At 67.8% G+C, this 14,764-nt stretch carries 13 protein-coding genes; 6 read left to right on the forward strand and 7 right to left on the reverse strand.

The annotated features are described in order from the left end of the window. Positions 1 to 98: 98 nt before the first annotated feature. Positions 99 to 584 carry a hypothetical protein gene (locus tag ACT3HL_RS07165; RefSeq protein WP_445086125.1) on the reverse strand — a complete coding sequence of 162 codons (486 nt, stop codon included), beginning with the start codon at positions 582 to 584 and terminating at the stop codon, positions 99 to 101. A 114-nt stretch (positions 585 to 698) separates the two neighbouring features. Between ACT3HL_RS07165 and ACT3HL_RS07170 the strand changes: the two genes are divergently transcribed. Next, positions 699 to 1,289, forward strand: a complete 591-nt coding sequence (locus ACT3HL_RS07170) for a hypothetical protein (protein WP_445086126.1) — start codon at positions 699 to 701, stop codon at positions 1,287 to 1,289. 17 nt (positions 1,290 to 1,306) lie between these two features. Continuing rightward, the gene (locus tag ACT3HL_RS07175) at positions 1,307 to 2,218 is read left to right on the forward strand and encodes a TrmJ/YjtD family RNA methyltransferase (protein ID WP_445086127.1); all 912 of its coding nucleotides are present in this window, start codon (positions 1,307 to 1,309) and stop codon (positions 2,216 to 2,218) included. A gap of 117 nt (positions 2,219 to 2,335) precedes the next feature. Here ACT3HL_RS07175 and gatE read toward each other — a convergent pair whose 3' ends face one another. Next, entirely contained in the window at positions 2,336 to 4,204 is a 1,869-nt protein-coding gene (gene gatE, locus ACT3HL_RS07180; RefSeq protein ID WP_445086128.1) for a Glu-tRNA(Gln) amidotransferase subunit GatE, read from the reverse strand. 111 nt (positions 4,205 to 4,315) lie between these two features. Beyond that, a complete protein-coding gene (locus ACT3HL_RS07185) occupies positions 4,316 to 5,725 on the reverse strand; it encodes an aspartate ammonia-lyase (protein ID WP_445086129.1) in 1,410 nt (469 codons plus the stop codon). 121 nt (positions 5,726 to 5,846) lie between these two features. On the opposite strand from ACT3HL_RS07185, the gene ACT3HL_RS07190 reads away from it, so the two are divergent. Next, positions 5,847 to 7,490 carry an NAD-binding protein gene (locus ACT3HL_RS07190; protein ID WP_445086130.1) on the forward strand — a complete coding sequence of 548 codons (1,644 nt, stop codon included), beginning with the start codon at positions 5,847 to 5,849 and terminating at the stop codon, positions 7,488 to 7,490. A gap of 25 nt (positions 7,491 to 7,515) precedes the next feature. Here ACT3HL_RS07190 and ACT3HL_RS07195 read toward each other — a convergent pair whose 3' ends face one another. Next, complete coding sequence (locus ACT3HL_RS07195) at positions 7,516 to 7,779, reverse strand: BolA/IbaG family iron-sulfur metabolism protein (protein WP_445086131.1); 264 nt, start codon at positions 7,777 to 7,779, stop codon at positions 7,516 to 7,518. A 369-nt stretch (positions 7,780 to 8,148) separates the two neighbouring features. After that, complete coding sequence (locus tag ACT3HL_RS07200; RefSeq protein ID WP_445086132.1) at positions 8,149 to 8,472, reverse strand: hypothetical protein; 324 nt, start codon at positions 8,470 to 8,472, stop codon at positions 8,149 to 8,151. Positions 8,473 to 8,591: 119 nt separating this feature from the next. Between ACT3HL_RS07200 and ACT3HL_RS07205 the strand changes: the two genes are divergently transcribed. Then, on the forward strand, positions 8,592 to 9,572 hold the full coding sequence (locus ACT3HL_RS07205) for an A/G-specific adenine glycosylase (protein WP_445086133.1): 981 nt from the start codon (positions 8,592 to 8,594) through the stop codon (positions 9,570 to 9,572). 34 nt (positions 9,573 to 9,606) lie between these two features. On the opposite strand, the gene ACT3HL_RS07210 is transcribed toward ACT3HL_RS07205, so the two are convergent. Beyond that, on the reverse strand, positions 9,607 to 10,467 hold the full coding sequence (locus ACT3HL_RS07210; protein WP_445086134.1) for a hypothetical protein: 861 nt from the start codon (positions 10,465 to 10,467) through the stop codon (positions 9,607 to 9,609). A 115-nt stretch (positions 10,468 to 10,582) separates the two neighbouring features. Between ACT3HL_RS07210 and ACT3HL_RS07215 the strand changes: the two genes are divergently transcribed. Then, a complete protein-coding gene (locus ACT3HL_RS07215) occupies positions 10,583 to 11,821 on the forward strand; it encodes an enolase C-terminal domain-like protein (protein ID WP_445086135.1) in 1,239 nt (412 codons plus the stop codon). Positions 11,822 to 11,932: 111 nt separating this feature from the next. On the opposite strand, the gene ACT3HL_RS07220 is transcribed toward ACT3HL_RS07215, so the two are convergent. Next, positions 11,933 to 12,655 (reverse strand): rubrerythrin family protein, encoded by a 723-nt coding sequence (locus ACT3HL_RS07220; RefSeq protein WP_445086136.1) that lies wholly within the window; start codon positions 12,653 to 12,655, stop codon positions 11,933 to 11,935. A 160-nt stretch (positions 12,656 to 12,815) separates the two neighbouring features. Here ACT3HL_RS07220 and ACT3HL_RS07225 point away from each other — a divergent pair, with 160 nt between their 5' ends. Continuing rightward, positions 12,816 to 14,759: a methyl-accepting chemotaxis protein gene (locus ACT3HL_RS07225; protein ID WP_445086137.1), complete on the forward strand. Its 1,944-nt coding sequence runs from the start codon at positions 12,816 to 12,818 to the stop codon at positions 14,757 to 14,759. The last annotated feature ends 5 nt before the right edge of the window (positions 14,760 to 14,764 follow it).

Below are 14,764 nucleotides of genomic sequence, written 5' to 3' on the forward strand. Positions count from 1 at the left end.
TGGGGCGCTTCCGCGTAGGGGCGGCACGGGACGTGTCAGCGGTGCGGCGGCGTGAGGCGCTGCTGCGGTAGGGCGGCGTCCGCTCGGGAGCGGTCAGTTCACGGGCTGTGACGCCTGCCACGGACGCGTTCGACCGCGCGCCGCGCGCCAGCCCCGGCGATGAACCCGGTGCTGCCGCAAACGACGGCGACGGCCGCACCGATCGCCAACCCCGCCAGCACGGTGGAACTGGGGTACGTGAGCTCGAACAGTCCGAGTGGGAGATAGAACCCGAAACTCGGGCCGCCTGCGAGCGCGAGACTGACGAAGAGGCCGTCGTTGAGGTACGCACCGGTGGCGGCCGCGAGGAAGGCGACGGTGACGAGAAGCGGCAGAAACAGCCCGAACGGGACCGATAGACCGCCGACGAGCCGCGGCGGCAGGTGAAGGAGGAAGGTCACAGCGAAGAGCGTCCCGGCGAGGGCGGAGAGTCGAACGGCGGTCGCGGGGTCGCGCCCGAGAAGCAGGACCTCCGCACGCGGGGACAGCGGCGAGGCGCCCGGATACGGCGACGAGGGGTTCGTCGACGACTCGTCCGCGGACATACGCGATTATTTTCCGCGCCGTCTCTTGATAGTTCCCCCGTGGACCTCCCATCGATCCCCCGAAGCACGTCCGAGACACGCTCTTTTTATCCGCTGGCCCGCTACCGACCGCTAATGGCTAAAGTCAGCATCGGCCTCCGCGGCTGGCGGTTCGACGAGGAGGAGGTGTTCACCGACGAGGGGGAGTTCCGCCCGCTGGATTCGGTGCCCGACGAGACGCGGAAGCGGCTCATCCGCCTGACGTACCTTCAGGAAAAGCCCTGCGACGCCTGTTATCTCGTCCACGGCGAAGCCGAGAAGCGACGCTGCAACCCCGCCGAGATCGTGTACGGCGAACCGATGGAGGAGGTCCTGCTCTGTGCGGACCACGAACCCGACTTCCTCTATTGGTTCCGGGAAGCGGGCGGGCGGGACGCCGCCGGAACGGAGACGTTCCGCGACGAGTTCCACGAGTGGTTCCTCGACGGAAACCGCGCGCCGGAGGGGTACGCCGGCCTCGAGCACGTCGACACCGACCCCGACACGCTCCCGACGCCGCCGGACCCGGCCGAACTCAACCGCCGGCTCAACGAGAACTACGACGGCGAGCGAAAGCGGATCGACCTCCGCACGGGCGAGATCACGACGGTCGACGAGGACGAGGCAGAAGACGACGCGCCCCCGCTCGGCGACGTCGACCTCGGGCGCGAGTACCCGACGAAATAGCGCTCTGGACTGTACTAATGACAGGACGGAACTTCGAGCCGATCGTCGTCGTCGTCGAACCGGAGACGCCGGGGAACGTCGGGACGATCGCCCGCGCGATGAAGAACTTCGGGCTCTCGGAGCTGAAGCTGGTGGACCCGCCGGAGATAACCGAGGACAGCGAGGCGTACGGGTTCGCCGGCCACGCCCGCGAGGACGTGCTCCCGAACGCCGAGGAGGTCACCTTCGAGGAGGTCGTCGAGCGCTATCACACGGTCGGGACGACGGCGATCACGGGCGAGGACAGCCGCAGACACGTCCGGTTCCCGTACAAAACGCCGGTCGAGGTCCGAGAGAGTCTGGAGGCGGTCGACACCCGGACGGCGCTCGTCTTCGGACGGGAGGGGACCGGACTCGACAACGCGGAGCTCTCTCGGCTGGACGAGGTGTGTTCGATCCCCGCGAGCGAGGGCTATCCCGTGTTGAACCTCGGGCAGGCGGCGACGATTCTCTTCTATGAGCTCCGGACGCTGACCGTCGAGGAGACCCAACTTCCTGACGTCGAGCGAGAGCGCGCCTCGGAGCCGGACATCGACCGGTTTTACGACTTTTTCGAGACGTTCCACCGCTCGATCGAGAACCGCGAGCACAAACGCGAGAAGACGCGGGTGATGATGCGGCGGCTCCTCGGCCGCGCGCACCCGACGGAGCGAGAGATCACCACGCTCACCGGGATCTTCCGCCGGGCGAACGAGCTGATCGGCGATCGATCCTTCGGCGACCACGCCGCCGGCTCGACCGACGGAAACGGGAGCGAGGCCGGAAGTAAAAACCGGAGCGAGGCCGGAAGTAAAAACCGGAGCGAGGCCGAGAACGGGGCCGAAAGCAAAACCGGAGCAGAGGGCGAGGACGGAGCCGAGTCCGAACCGCGAGCCCGGACCGACGGATAGGGAAGTATCGCCCCCGTTCAGAGACGCTCGCTGTCCCGTCCGGCGGGAATTGACGCGAACGTGCGATGATCCCTCTAAGCCCGCGTCGATGGGCCCGTCAGAGAGTTGCGTGGACCGCTAGGCGCGCTTTTGGATCTCCTCGCGGAGGACGTCGCTGACGACTTCGCCGTCGGCCTTTCCGCGGAGCGCGCCCATCGCCTCGCCCATCAGCCCAGAGAACGCCGCCATCCCCTCGTCTTCGACCTGTGCGGCGTTTCGCTCGACGACCTCGACGACGGCGTCGCGGACGTCCGACTCGGAGACGCCGGACAGCCCGGCCTCCTCGACGGCCTCCTCGGCGGTGAGCGACGGGTCCGTCGCGAGCGTCGCGAGCACGTCGCCGACGCCCTCCTTTGCCAGGTCACCGCCTTCGACGAGGTGCATCACCGCGAGGAGGTGCTCGTCGGTCAGGACGCCGACGCCGACGTCGTCCCGCCGGAGTTCCGTCAGCGTCGATTCGAGCAGACCGGCGGCGAACGTCGCGTCGATTCCCTCGTCGACGGCCCGCTCGAACAGCGGCATCCGGCGGCCGTAGGCGACCTGCTCGGCCAGCCCCGCGTCGAGGCCGAACATCGACTGATAGCGCTCGACCTTCTCGGTCAGGAGCTCGGGGGCTTCGACCTCCGAGGGGTCGAGTTCGACCGGCGGGACGTCCGTCTCGGGGTACATCCGGGCCGCGCCCGGGAGCGGGCGGAGATAGCGCGTCGTCCCGTCGTCGTTGGCGCCGCGCGTCTCCTCGGGAATCCCCTCGATTGCCGTCTGGGCGCGCTCGGCGGCGGCTTCGATCGCCAGTTCGGCGGTCTCGGCGTCGGCGGCGACGATGGCGACGGCGTCTTCCGGGCCGGCGCCGACCGCCTCGCGCAGGGCGTCGACCTCCTCGTCGGTCACCCCGTAGGCCGGCAGCTCGTCGGTGTGGAAGATGCCGCCCGCGCCGTGACGTTTCGCGTGATCGGACAGTTCGGTGCCGAGGCGTCGATCGGGCTGTATCTCGCGGCCGACGAGGCCGTCGAAGCCGTACAGCGGGACCGCCGTCACGGCGCCGCCCCCTGAGAGCGCCCCGGAGATGACGCCCGAGTCCGTCCCCTCGAACACGTCGCTCACGTCGCGCACGTCGCCGACGGACGCGTCGCGCTCGCGCAGTTCCGCGCGAATCTCGAGGAGTTCGACCTGTCTGCCCACCTCCCGGCGGACGATCTCGTCGATCTGATCGAGCGCCTGCACGCCCTTGATCTCGACGCGGGCGCCCTCGGCGATGGAGACGTTCACGTCCTGGCGGATCGTCCCGAGGCCGCGCTTCACCGCGCCGGTCGAGCGGAGGAGCATCCCGATTGTCTCCGCCGCCTCTCGCGCCTGCGCGGGCGAATCGATATCGGGTCGGGTGCCGATCTCGACCAGCGGCACCCCGAGGCGGTCGAGCGAGAACGTGACGCCGCCGTCGCGCTCTTCGACCCGCTGGGCGGACTCCTCTTCGAGGAGCAGGTCCTCGACGCCGACCGGGCCGTCGCTCGTCTCGATTTCGCCGTCTTGGGCGACGAGCGACGTTCGCTGGAAGCCGGAGGTGTTCGAGCCGTCGATGACGAGCTTACGCATCACGTGCGCCTGATCGACCGGTTCCATATCTAGGAGCGTCGCGATCTGGAGGGCGACCTCGCGGGCCTCCCGGTCGAGTCGGTGCGGCGGCTCTTCGTCCTCCTCGACGAGGCAGGTCGTGTCGTAGGCGAGGTACTCGAACTCGCGCTCGACGCGGCTCTCTTCGAGCGCCGCCTCGTCGAGTTCGCCGAGTTCGCTCTTCGTCGGGTGGAGATAGCGCGTGAACGAGCGCGTCGACGAATCGGGATCGCGCTCTTCGGTCGGACACCGGCAGAACAGCTTCGTCGCGGTGTCGAGTTGCTGGTGGATCTCCAGCCCGGCGACGAGGCCGAGACCGTCGTAGTCGTAGGCAGCCATTAGGAGTGAGTGCGTGCCCCCGGCGTAAAAAATGATTCAGTCCGCGCCGACGAGCGCGGTCGCGTCGCCCCGCGCTACAGCCGTCGCAGTCTGTCTCCGATATCGGCCGCGCTAGTCCTCGCCGAGGATGCCGCGGTGAGTCATCGACTCGGGGTCGAGCACCTCGTCGGCCTCGTCCTCGCTGAGATAGCCCTTCTCGACGACGACCTCGCGGACGGTCTTGCCCTCCTTCAGCGCCGTCTTGGCGACCTCGCTGGCCTTGTCGTAGCCGATCGTGGGGTTCAGCGCCGTCGCCAGCGCCATCGATCGCTCGACCTGTTCCTCACAGACGTCCGCGTTGGCCTCGAGTTTAGCGACGAAGCGCTCGCCGAACACCTCGGCGGCGTTCGAGAGCAGTTCCGCCGACTGCAAGAAGTTGTGGGCGAGCACGGGCTTGTAGAGGTTCAGATCGATCTGCCCCTCTGCGGCGCCGGCCGCGACGGCGGCGTCGTTGCCGACGACCTGCTTGTGGACCTGATTCACCGCCTCCGCGACGACCGGGTTGATCTTGCCGGGCATAATCGAGCTCCCGGGCTGGTTCTCCGGCTGTTCGATCTCGCCGAGGCCGTTTCGCGGCCCCGACGCCAGCAGTCTGAGGTCGTTCGCGATCTTGTTCAGCGAGCCCGCGACGGTTCGGAGCGCGCCGTGCGCCTCGCTCATCGCGTCGTGGGCGGCCTGCGCCTCGAAGTGGCTGTCGGCGGGGCGGAACGACAGTCCGGTCTCCTCGGAGATGTACTCGGCGGCGCGCTCGGGGAACTCGGGGTGCGTGTTCAGCCCCGTTCCGACCGCGGTGCCGCCGAGCGCGAGCTCGCCGAGGTGATCGCTGACGCTCTCCGCGCGGACGATTCCCTTCTCGATCTGTGTCCGGTACGCGTCGAACTCCTGTCCGAGCCGGATCGGCGTCGCGTCCTGCAGGTGGGTCCGGCCGGTCTTGACGACGCCGTCGAACTCCTCACCCTTCGCTTCGAGCGCGGTCGCGAGCGATTCGAGTCCCGGGATCAGGTCCTTCTGGACGGCTTCGAGCGCCGAGACGTGCATCGCCGTCGGGATCACGTCGTTCGAGGACTGCCCGAAGTTGACGTGGTCGTTCGGGTGGACGGTTCGGTCGCCGATCGACTCGCCCATCAGCTCGGCCGCCCGGTTGGCGATCACCTCGTTGGCGTTCATATTCGAGGAAGTCCCCGAGCCGGTCTGGAAGACGTCGACCGGGAACTGCTCGTCGTGCTCGCCGGCGATCACCTCGTCTGCGGCCTCGACGATCGGGTCGGCGACGTCGTCGTCGACGAGACCGAGATCGCGGTTCGCTTTCGCGGCCGCCTTCTTCACGACACCGAGCGCGCGGACGAACCGGCGTCCGAAGGCGATCCCCGAGATCGGGAAGTTCTCGATGGCCCGCTGGGTCTGTGCGCCCCAGTAGGCGTCTTTCGGCACCTGCATCTCTCCGAGGCTGTCCCGCTCGATACGGTACTCGTCGTCGGACATACTCGGATCGACGACCGGCCGTCGCGTAAAACCCGTCGGTTCGATCGCGGACGGTGATCGGCCGCCGTTCGTCGGGCGCTTTCCCGACTGTTTAAGACCGTACCCCGTCTGCCACGAAACCGTGAATACGTGGCATCGTCGCGTCGTCGGGTACACCGCGTTTCTGGGTGTCGTAATGATCCTCACCGCGGTGTCGTACCAGTGGGGGATGCGGACGTACGAGGGCGACCCGGTCACGTTTCTCCACTCGATGCAGGTCGTCGTCGAGATGTTCACGACCACCGGGTTCGGCGGGGATTCGCCGTGGTCGAGCCCGCAGATGAACGCGTTCATCATCGTGATGGACCTCGTCGGGATGGCGCTCCTGATCGGGACGCTGCCGGTGCTTGCGACCCCGCTTCTGGAGAACGCCTTTTCGACGACGATCCCCAACGCGGTCGACGACGCGCTCGCCGACCACGTCGTGATCTGCTCGTACACGCCGCGGGCCGACGCGCTCACCGCGGAACTCGACTCGCTCGACGTGCCGTACGTGATCGTGGAGCCGGACCGCGATCTGGCGGCCGAACTCTACGAGGACGGCCACCGGGTGATTCGAGCGGACCCGGAGTCGACCGACGGGCTGGAGCGCGCGGGGTTGCCCGCGGCACGGGCGCTCGTCGCCGACGGCGACGATCAGGTCGATGCGAGTATCGTCTTAGCGGCGAAGGAGCTCGCAGAGGACGTCTCGGTCCTCAGCGTCGTCGAAGAGCCCGACCGGGCGAGATACCACCATTTGGCCGGGGCTGACCAAGTCCTCTCACCGCGGTCGATGCTCGGACAGAGCCTCGCGGCGAAGGTGACGACGGCGTTGACAGCGGAGATCGACGAGGCGATCGAGATCAGTGACAACCTCGAACTCGCGGAGCTGCCGATCCACCACGGGAGCGCGCTCGTCGGTACCACACTCGCCGACAGCGGAATCAGAGAGGAGACCGGCGTCAACGTGATCGGCGCGTGGGTTCAAGGCGAGTTCACCGCCACGCTGCCACCGGACACGACGCTGACGGCCGGAACTGTGCTTTTCGTCTCCGGCGACCAATCGCAGCTATCGAGGCTCCTCGAACTGACCCAAGCGGGCTTTCGACCCTTCGGTACGGGAGAGACGATCGTCGTCGGCTACGGCCAAGTCGGGCAGTCTGTCACCGCTGCGCTCGACGACGCCGGCGTCTCGTATACGACCATTGACGAGGTCGAAAACGAGAACGTCGACGTGGTCGGCGACGCGACCGACCCGGAGACGTTCACCGAGGCCGGCATCGGAGCGGCCCGGACGGTCGTCCTGGCGTTACCCGACGACACCACGACGGAGTTCGCGACGCTCGTGATCCGGGATCTGGCCCCGGAGACGGAGATCATCGCCCGGGTCGAAGAACAGCCCAGTATCCCGAAGACGTTCCGCGCAGGGGGCGATTACGTCCTGTCGCTGGCGACGGTCACGGGCCGGATGATCGCGTCCAACGTGCTCGAAGACCGGGACGTCCTCTCCTTAGACCGGCAGGTGGAAGTCATCCGGATGCGCGCTCCGAAGATAACCGGCCGAACGATCGGAGACGCCGACATCCGCGCGAAAACGGGCTGTACCGTGGTCGCAATCGACCGTGACGGCACCATCGTGACCGATGTCGGCCCCGACACCCGAATCGAAGCGGACGACAGGCTCGTCATCGCCGGGATCGACGAGAAAATCCGCACGTTCGAGCGCTTGTTCGGATCGGCTCAGTGATCCGGTAGTCGCTGTCCGGATCCGATCACGCCGAGTTGCCGTCGTACTCCGCGGGCGTGTACGTCTTCATCTCCAGTGCGTGGATGTCGGTCGTCATCGCCTCGCCGAGGGCGTCGTAGACCATCTGGTGCTGCTCGACGAGCGTTTTCCCCTCGAAGGCGGGCGAAATCACGACTGCTGCGAAGTGAGCGTCCTCGTGATCCTCATCGGGAACGCGAGGGAGCGTCACGTCAGCCTCTGCGTCCGGAATCTCCGATTCGATGCGTCGTTCGACCTCGTCGGTGTCCATACGTGGATCCGACGTGCGCGGGCGAATAAAGCCCTGCGCTCGCGGCATGCACTCGCCGACCGTGGCGTACACTCGCCGACACCGCACAGCCCGTCAGACGGCCGGCGTCGGAACTGGGGAAGACTGGCGAACAGCCGGCACCCGCACGCGGGAAGTCTCCGCGGGTCAGTCGCCTACACGGACCAGCCACCTCCCGCGTCGACGTGCCGGACAACCGCGACCCGACGCGGGGTGTCGTTCAGGTCACGCCGGGTGTGGTCCCGCTTTCCTATATAAACGCTCAGACGACGCGACAGCCTCCCTCTGCTGTCAGTAGGCCGCTTACAGCCGGTCCGTCGTGGTCGCCTCCCTCCGCTCCGACGCGGCCGCTTACATCTGATACCGGCGTTCGTCGTCGCGCTGAGGATACTGGCTCTGTCCGGTCATCTCCTCGAAGGTCATTCCCGACAGGTACTCGTCGTAGGTGACGTCGTAGTCCTGCCGCAGGTGGAAATCGAGCGTCCCGCGATCCACGGTCGTCTGAAACAGGAGGTGGACGCCCCGCCGGAGCAGTTCGTCGGTGTCCTCGGTCCCGAACGCCGCAGCGAGCATCGCCAGTTCGTGTCGCGTCTCTCGGTCGAGGGCTACCGCCTGTTCCTCGTCGACGTCGGCGTAGGCGGACCCGACGTCTTCGGTGAGTTCTTCGAGGCTCATACCCGTGCGTCGGGTGGCGCGGGCAAACGGCTTTCGCATCGATACGCTCCGACCCTCCCGTCTCCGCGACAGATGCCCGGATCAGAATCCAAAAGCCCGTGGGGGTCCACCAGCCGACGATGACCGACCGCGAGGCACCCCGCGCCGACGATGGCGGGCCGCCGACCAGCGCCGACGCTGCGAGCGCCGCTCCGCAGGTCCCCGGAACCGACGACGTCGACGCCGTCCGCGACGCCCTCGTGTCGTGGTACGAGGCCGACCACCGCTCGTTCCCGTGGCGCGAAACCGACGATCCCTACGCGATCCTCGTCTCGGAGGTGATGAGCCAACAGACGCAACTCGACCGCGTCGTTGACGCGTGGCGCGACTTCTTGGACCGCTGGCCGAGCGTGGACGCGCTCGCGACCGCCGAGCGCGGGGCCGTCGTCGCCTTCTGGAGCGAGCACGCCCTCGGATACAACAACCGCGCGAAATACCTCCACGAGGCGGCCCGACAGGTCCGCGACGAGTACGGCGGCCAGTTCCCGCGGACGCCCGAGGAGCTCTCGGAGCTGATGGGCGTCGGACCGTACACCGCGAACGCGGTGGCCTCTTTCGCGTTCAACAACGGCGACGCGGTGGTGGACACGAACGTCAAGCGCGTGCTGTACCGCGCCTTCGACGTCGCAGACGACGACACCGCCTTCGAGGAGACGGCGCGGGCACTGATTCCCGAAGGTCGATCCCGCGTATGGAACAACGCGATTATGGAACTCGGCGGCGTCGCCTGCGGGAAGGTGCCGAGCTGCGACGAAGCGGGCTGCCCGTGGCGGACGTGGTGTCACGCCTACGAGACGGGCGATTTCACCGCTCCCGACGTCCCGACGCAACCCAGTTTCGAGGGGAGTCGACGGCAGATGCGCGGTCGGGTGATATCGGCGCTCAGAGCGTACGAGGAGCTCTCTCTGGACGAACTCGGGCCGCGGGTCCGCGTCGACTACACGCCGAAGGGAGAGTACGGTCGGCAGTGGCTCTCGGGACTGCTCTCGGATCTGTCCGACGACGGCCTCGTCGAGGTTGACGACCGAGGTGACGGGTCGACCGCCCGCCTGCGGAAGTAGCATCGATCACCCCTCGGGTCGGACTCCCACGACCTCACTCGGGCGCCAGCCCACCGTCGGGCAGGCGCGCCTCGAACAGTCGCGTCCCGCACTCGTTGCAGGTGGAGGCGGCGACCTCGTAGGATCGACAGCACGACTCGACCGTCTCCTCGTCGAGTTCGACCGCCCCCTCGCAGTCGGGGCACCGATCGAGCCACAGCCTGAGCGCGCCGAGAAGACCCATCCGTCGGTCGTACGGGAGGTCCCGCCACGCCGACGACCGATCGCGGAGGACCGAATCGGCGGCGACGTCCGCGACCGCAGCGGCGCTCGACTCCCAGCGTGCAAGCGTGGTCGAGCCCAGACGTGCGACGAACGCGTTGTGTCGAACCTCCGTCTCGATGCCGCCCTCGTCGATATCGAGGTCCGCGAACAGCGGCGCGACGATCGCAGCGTCGGCGTCACCGTCAGCGTCGGAATACCGGTCGATCCGGGTCGCCCACGCGTCGCGGAACGTCGCGGTCAGACACAGGTCCGCGCCGTCGTGACACGGTTCGAGCGCGCCGACCGCGGCGAAGAACGCCTCGACGTCGGCCGCGTCCTCCGTCTCGCTCGGATCGACCGCGTTCGCGTCGAACGCGGCGAGTTCGTCGTGCTTGTCGAACAGTCGCAGGATCCGGTCGGGAAAGTACCGCTTCGTCAGCGCCGGCGTCCCTGGGACCAGATACCCCCTGGAGTAGATCGCCGCGATACCGACGACCGCGACGCCGACGCCGGCCGGCGCCCAGATCGAACCGAAGGCGATTGCGAGGGCGACGGTGAGGACGAGATTGACCGCGGTACACGGCAGACAGCGGTTCTCGCCGACGTACTCCGGGCGTTTCCACCTGATCGTGCTCCCATCACTGGCGATCATCGGCGCGATATCCGCGGGCGACCCGGTTAGGTAATCACCGATTAACCTCGGTCCGCCGCCGAAATCCCACTGTCTCGCTCCAAAGGTTTTCCCCGCACCGAGTCGACTCGATCGTATGGGAATCAACTACGCCGACCTCCACGACCCGAACGCGGAGTACACGATGCGGGAGCTCTCCGCGGAGACGATGGGGGCCACGGCGAAGCGCGGCGGCGGCCGCGACGTCGAAATCACCGACGTTCAGACGACGATGGTCGACGGCAACTTCCCGTGGACGCTCGTGCGCGTCTACACCGACGCCGGTGTCGTCGGCACCGGCGAGGCCTACTGGGGCGCCGGCGTCCCCGAGCTCATCGAGCGGATGACGCCGATGATCGTCGGTGAGAACCCCTTGGACATCGATCGGCTCTACGAGCACCTGATCCAGAAGATGTCCGGCGAGGGGTCGATCGAGGGCGTCACCGTCACGGCGATCTCGGGCATCGAGGTGGCGCTGCACGATCTGGCCGGGAAGGTCCTCGAACTCCCGGCGTATCAGCTCCTCGGCGGGAAGTACCGCGACGAGGTGCGCGTCTACTGCGACTGCCACACCGAGGAGGAGGCCGACCCCGAGGCCTGCGCGGACGAGGCCGAGCGCGTCGTCGACGAACTCGGGTACGACGCGCTGAAGTTCGATCTCGACGTGCCCTCGGGGCTCGAAAAGGACCGCGCGAACCGCCATCTCCGCCCCGGCGAGATCAGACACAAAGCCGAGATCGTCCAGAAGGTCACAGAGCGCGTGCGAGACCGCGCGGACGTCGCCTTCGACTGCCACTGGACGTTCTCGGGAGGCTCCGCAAAGCGCCTCGCGGCCGCCATCGAGGAATACGACGTCTGGTGGCTCGAAGACCCCGTGCCGCCGGAGAACCTCGACGTGCAGGCGGCGGTCACGAACTCGACGACGACGCCGGTAGCCGTCGGCGAGAACAGATACAGGGTGACCGAGGCGCGCCGGCTGATCGAGAAACAGGCGGTCGACATTGTCGCGCCGGACCTGCCGAAAGTCGGCGGGATGCGCGAGACGCGGAAGATCGCCGACGTCGCGAATCAGTACTACGTCCCCGTGGCGATGCACAACGTCTCCTCGCCGGTTGCGACGGTGGCCGCCGCGCACGTCGGCGCGGCCATCCCAAACGCGCTCGCCGTCGAGTACCACTCCTACGAGCTCGGGTGGTGGGACGACCTCGTCGAGGAGACCGTCATCGAGGACGGCACAATCGAGGTCCCCGAAGCGCCCGGACTGGGGGTGACGCTCGACATGGACGCCGTCGAGGCGCACATGGTCGACGGCGAGGAGTTGTTCGATTCGGCGTGAGCCGAATCGAGCTCGCCGGACAGTGTCCGGCGGCGTTCGACGAAGCGTAGCTTCGTCGGGCCAGCGAATCTCCGATTCGAACCGGCCGGTTCGGCGCGAGCCGAACTGGGATCACGTGTCGGCCGCGTCCGGGTCGATCCCCTGCGCTCTGAGCGCGTCGGCCGCGTCGTCGCCGGCGAGCCGGATCGTGTAGGCGGCGACGGATTTCGCCGTCTCCCACTCGTCGTCGGTCTCACAGCGGTTCTCCAGCAGGTCGATCCCATCCCTGAGAACGTCGGCCGTCTCCGCCCGGAGCTCCGAGAAGAGCGCCGCGCGTCGGGACGCGTTGTCGTCGATGGTCTCGCCCTCGCGTGAGCGGTCGCCCCCGTCTTCGCGTTCATTGTCGCCTCCGCGTTCATTGCCGTCTCCGCGCTCGTCCCCGAAAAACGAGACGAGTCGCTCGTGGGTTCGGAGCGTGACGAGCGGGCGGCCGACCATCCCGCCGGCGATCCGCGCCGTCGTCGCCTCGCGCCCGCGAAGGTAAGCGTGCATCGGGCCCGCCCCGTCGTCGTCCGGCGTCCAGCCGTCGAGTTCGGCCGCGACGCGCTCTCGGTGGGTGGCCTCCTGCTCGGCGACAGACGCGAACGCCGAGTGGGCGAGAGGGTCGGACTCGCTGTCGGCCCACTCCCGAAACGTCACCAGCGCCGCGTGTTCGCTCGCCGCCGCGGCGTCGAGGAGCGTCGGCGGCGCGGGCTCTCCGGCGGCGATCGCTCGGAGGAACGCCGTCGAACCGAGGCGGGCGAGCGCGGTCGACTCGTCGGTCTCGAGCTGTCTTCGCAGCTCGTCGCTGTTCACCGTCTGCCACCTCTCGCGGTCCCGTCCATAGCGGTGCTGGACTCGCGAGCTCCCTAACGGTTGCTCTCGGACGGTGAGCCGAGCGCGATGTGCACGACGTAGTATCAATCGTGATACCGCGGGGAGAACAATCTTATGCGGCGGTCGCCGCAGTCACCGTATGGACGACCGAGGCGTCGTGGTTACCGACGAAACGCGTGGACTCGTCGACGGCGACGAACTGATCGACGCGTTGGATATCGACGACGCAGAGATCGAGTGGCGGAAATCGTTTCTCAGGCTCGAAGACGAGGACAGAGAGCGGATGGAGGATCTCGAACCGGTGTTCGACGACGTCGCCGAGGAGGTGGTCGAAGAGTTCTACGACCACCTGACGAGCGACGACAACGCGTCTGATGTACTCGGCCGATCGAGCAAGGGGGTCGAGCGGCTGAAGACCGACCAGGCGAGCTACCTCCGATCGCTCACCGACGGCGAGTACGGCCGCGAGTACTTCGCGCGCCGCGCCCGAGTGGGGAAGGTCCACGACATGCTGGACATGGGGCCGAAGTTCTACATCGGCGCGTACAGCATCTACTACGAGGGACTGCTGGACGCCATCGGCGAGGAGGTCAAATCGTTGTTCGACGACGGGAGCGAAGACGTGCGTTCCGACCGCGTAGACACGGGTGAACGGAGCGGCGTCGACGGAGACGCCGATCGCTCAGACGACGGCGGGAGGGGGCTTCTCGCGCGAATCCTCGGTGGGCGCCGCGGGACAGAGGACCCCGATCGTCGAGATTCCGGAAGTTCCGGTGGGGACAACGCCGCCGACAGCGGTGGTGCCGAGAGCGATGTCGACGCCGCCGTCGACGACGTGATCGAGCGGGCCACGTCGCTCCTGAAAGTGCTCGCGCTCGATCAGCAGATCGCGATGGACACGTACATCCACTCTTACAGCGAGGAGGCGCGTCGCGAGGCGGCCCACCGGGAGGAGCTGACGCGGGAGGTAGAACGGGATCTCAGAGAGCCGATCGACGACGTCTCGGCCGCGTCGTCGGTCGTCTCGGAGCGCTCGGCGGCAATCCAAGAGATCGCAGACGAACAGGCGGCGGACATGGACGATGTCGCCGCGGAGATCTCGCAGATGAGCGCGACCGTCGAGGAGATCGCGGCGACCGCAGACGGGGTCGAGGAAACGAGCGACGAGGCCGCCTCTCGCGCGCGGACCGGAGAGGAAGCGGCCGACGAGGCCATCGACGTGATGGAGGAGGTCGCCGACGCCGCCGGCGAGGCGTCCGCTGACCTCGAACAGCTCAGGTCGCGGATCGGCGAGATCGACGAGGTGATCGAGGCCATCGACGACATCGCCGAGCAGACCAATCTGCTCGCGCTGAACGCCTCGATCGAGGCCGCGCGCGCCGGCGAGGCGGGCGACGGCTTCGCGGTCGTCGCCCAGGAGGTGAAACAACTCGCCGAGCAGTCCCGAAAGCGCGCCGCGGACGTCGAAGAGACGGTCGACCGCGTCCAGACGGACGCCGACGACACGATCGAGAGCCTCGCGGAGACCACCGAGAAGCTCCACGAGGGGATCGACCGCGGCGAGGACGCGATGGACAGCCTCGATGAGATCGTCGACGCCGTCGAGCGGACGACCGAGGGGATCGCCGAGGTCGCCGTCGCGACCGACGAGCAGGCGGTCAGCGCCGAAGAGGTGACCGCGATGGTCGAAACCGCGCGAGAGCGCTCGGAGAACATCGCCGACCGCGTCGAGGACGTCACGGCGGCGAGCCGCGAGCAGACGCGGGAGATGGAGGCGATTCAGGCCGCCGCAGACAGGCTCACCGCGCTCGAGGACTCCGACGACGGGGGGCCGCCGATCGACCGCGACTCGCCCCCGGACGGCATCGAGTCCCTGTCGGGGATGGATGGCGGGCCGCCGGCGGGGATTGAGACCGGCGGGGGCGAGTCGGTGACGGATGAATCGGCGACGAGGGGATCAGTGACGAACGGGTCGGCGACGAACGGCGCCGCGACGAACGGTGAAGGAGACGAGTTCTCCTTCGTCGGCGCCGACGGCAGCGCCTCGGTGTCGGAGTCGGACGCCGGGCGCGATCGGTCCTAGCGGAC

The sequence above is a fragment of the Halobellus sp. GM3 genome (assembly GCF_052545375.1).

What these genes read in the sequence shown, in the direction of transcription:
- ACT3HL_RS07170 (WP_445086126.1), top strand. Translation starts at nt 699, where the DNA reads ATGGCTAAAGTCAGCATCGGCCTCCGCGGCTGGCGGTTCGACGAGGAG.
- ACT3HL_RS07185 (WP_445086129.1), bottom strand. Translation starts at nt 5,725, where the DNA reads ATGTCCGACGACGAGTACCGTATCGAGCGGGACAGCCTCGGAGAGATG.
- ACT3HL_RS07210 (WP_445086134.1), bottom strand. Translation starts at nt 10,467, where the DNA reads ATGATCGCCAGTGATGGGAGCACGATCAGGTGGAAACGCCCGGAGTAC.
- ACT3HL_RS07215 (WP_445086135.1), top strand. Translation starts at nt 10,583, where the DNA reads ATGGGAATCAACTACGCCGACCTCCACGACCCGAACGCGGAGTACACG.
- ACT3HL_RS07175 (WP_445086127.1), top strand. Translation starts at nt 1,307, where the DNA reads ATGACAGGACGGAACTTCGAGCCGATCGTCGTCGTCGTCGAACCGGAG.
- ACT3HL_RS07200 (WP_445086132.1), bottom strand. Translation starts at nt 8,472, where the DNA reads ATGAGCCTCGAAGAACTCACCGAAGACGTCGGGTCCGCCTACGCCGAC.
- ACT3HL_RS07165 (WP_445086125.1), bottom strand. Translation starts at nt 584, where the DNA reads ATGTCCGCGGACGAGTCGTCGACGAACCCCTCGTCGCCGTATCCGGGC.
- ACT3HL_RS07205 (WP_445086133.1), top strand. Translation starts at nt 8,592, where the DNA reads ATGACCGACCGCGAGGCACCCCGCGCCGACGATGGCGGGCCGCCGACC.
- ACT3HL_RS07225 (WP_445086137.1), top strand. Translation starts at nt 12,816, where the DNA reads ATGGACGACCGAGGCGTCGTGGTTACCGACGAAACGCGTGGACTCGTC.
- gatE (WP_445086128.1), bottom strand. Translation starts at nt 4,204, where the DNA reads ATGGCTGCCTACGACTACGACGGTCTCGGCCTCGTCGCCGGGCTGGAG.
- ACT3HL_RS07195 (WP_445086131.1), bottom strand. Translation starts at nt 7,779, where the DNA reads ATGGACACCGACGAGGTCGAACGACGCATCGAATCGGAGATTCCGGAC.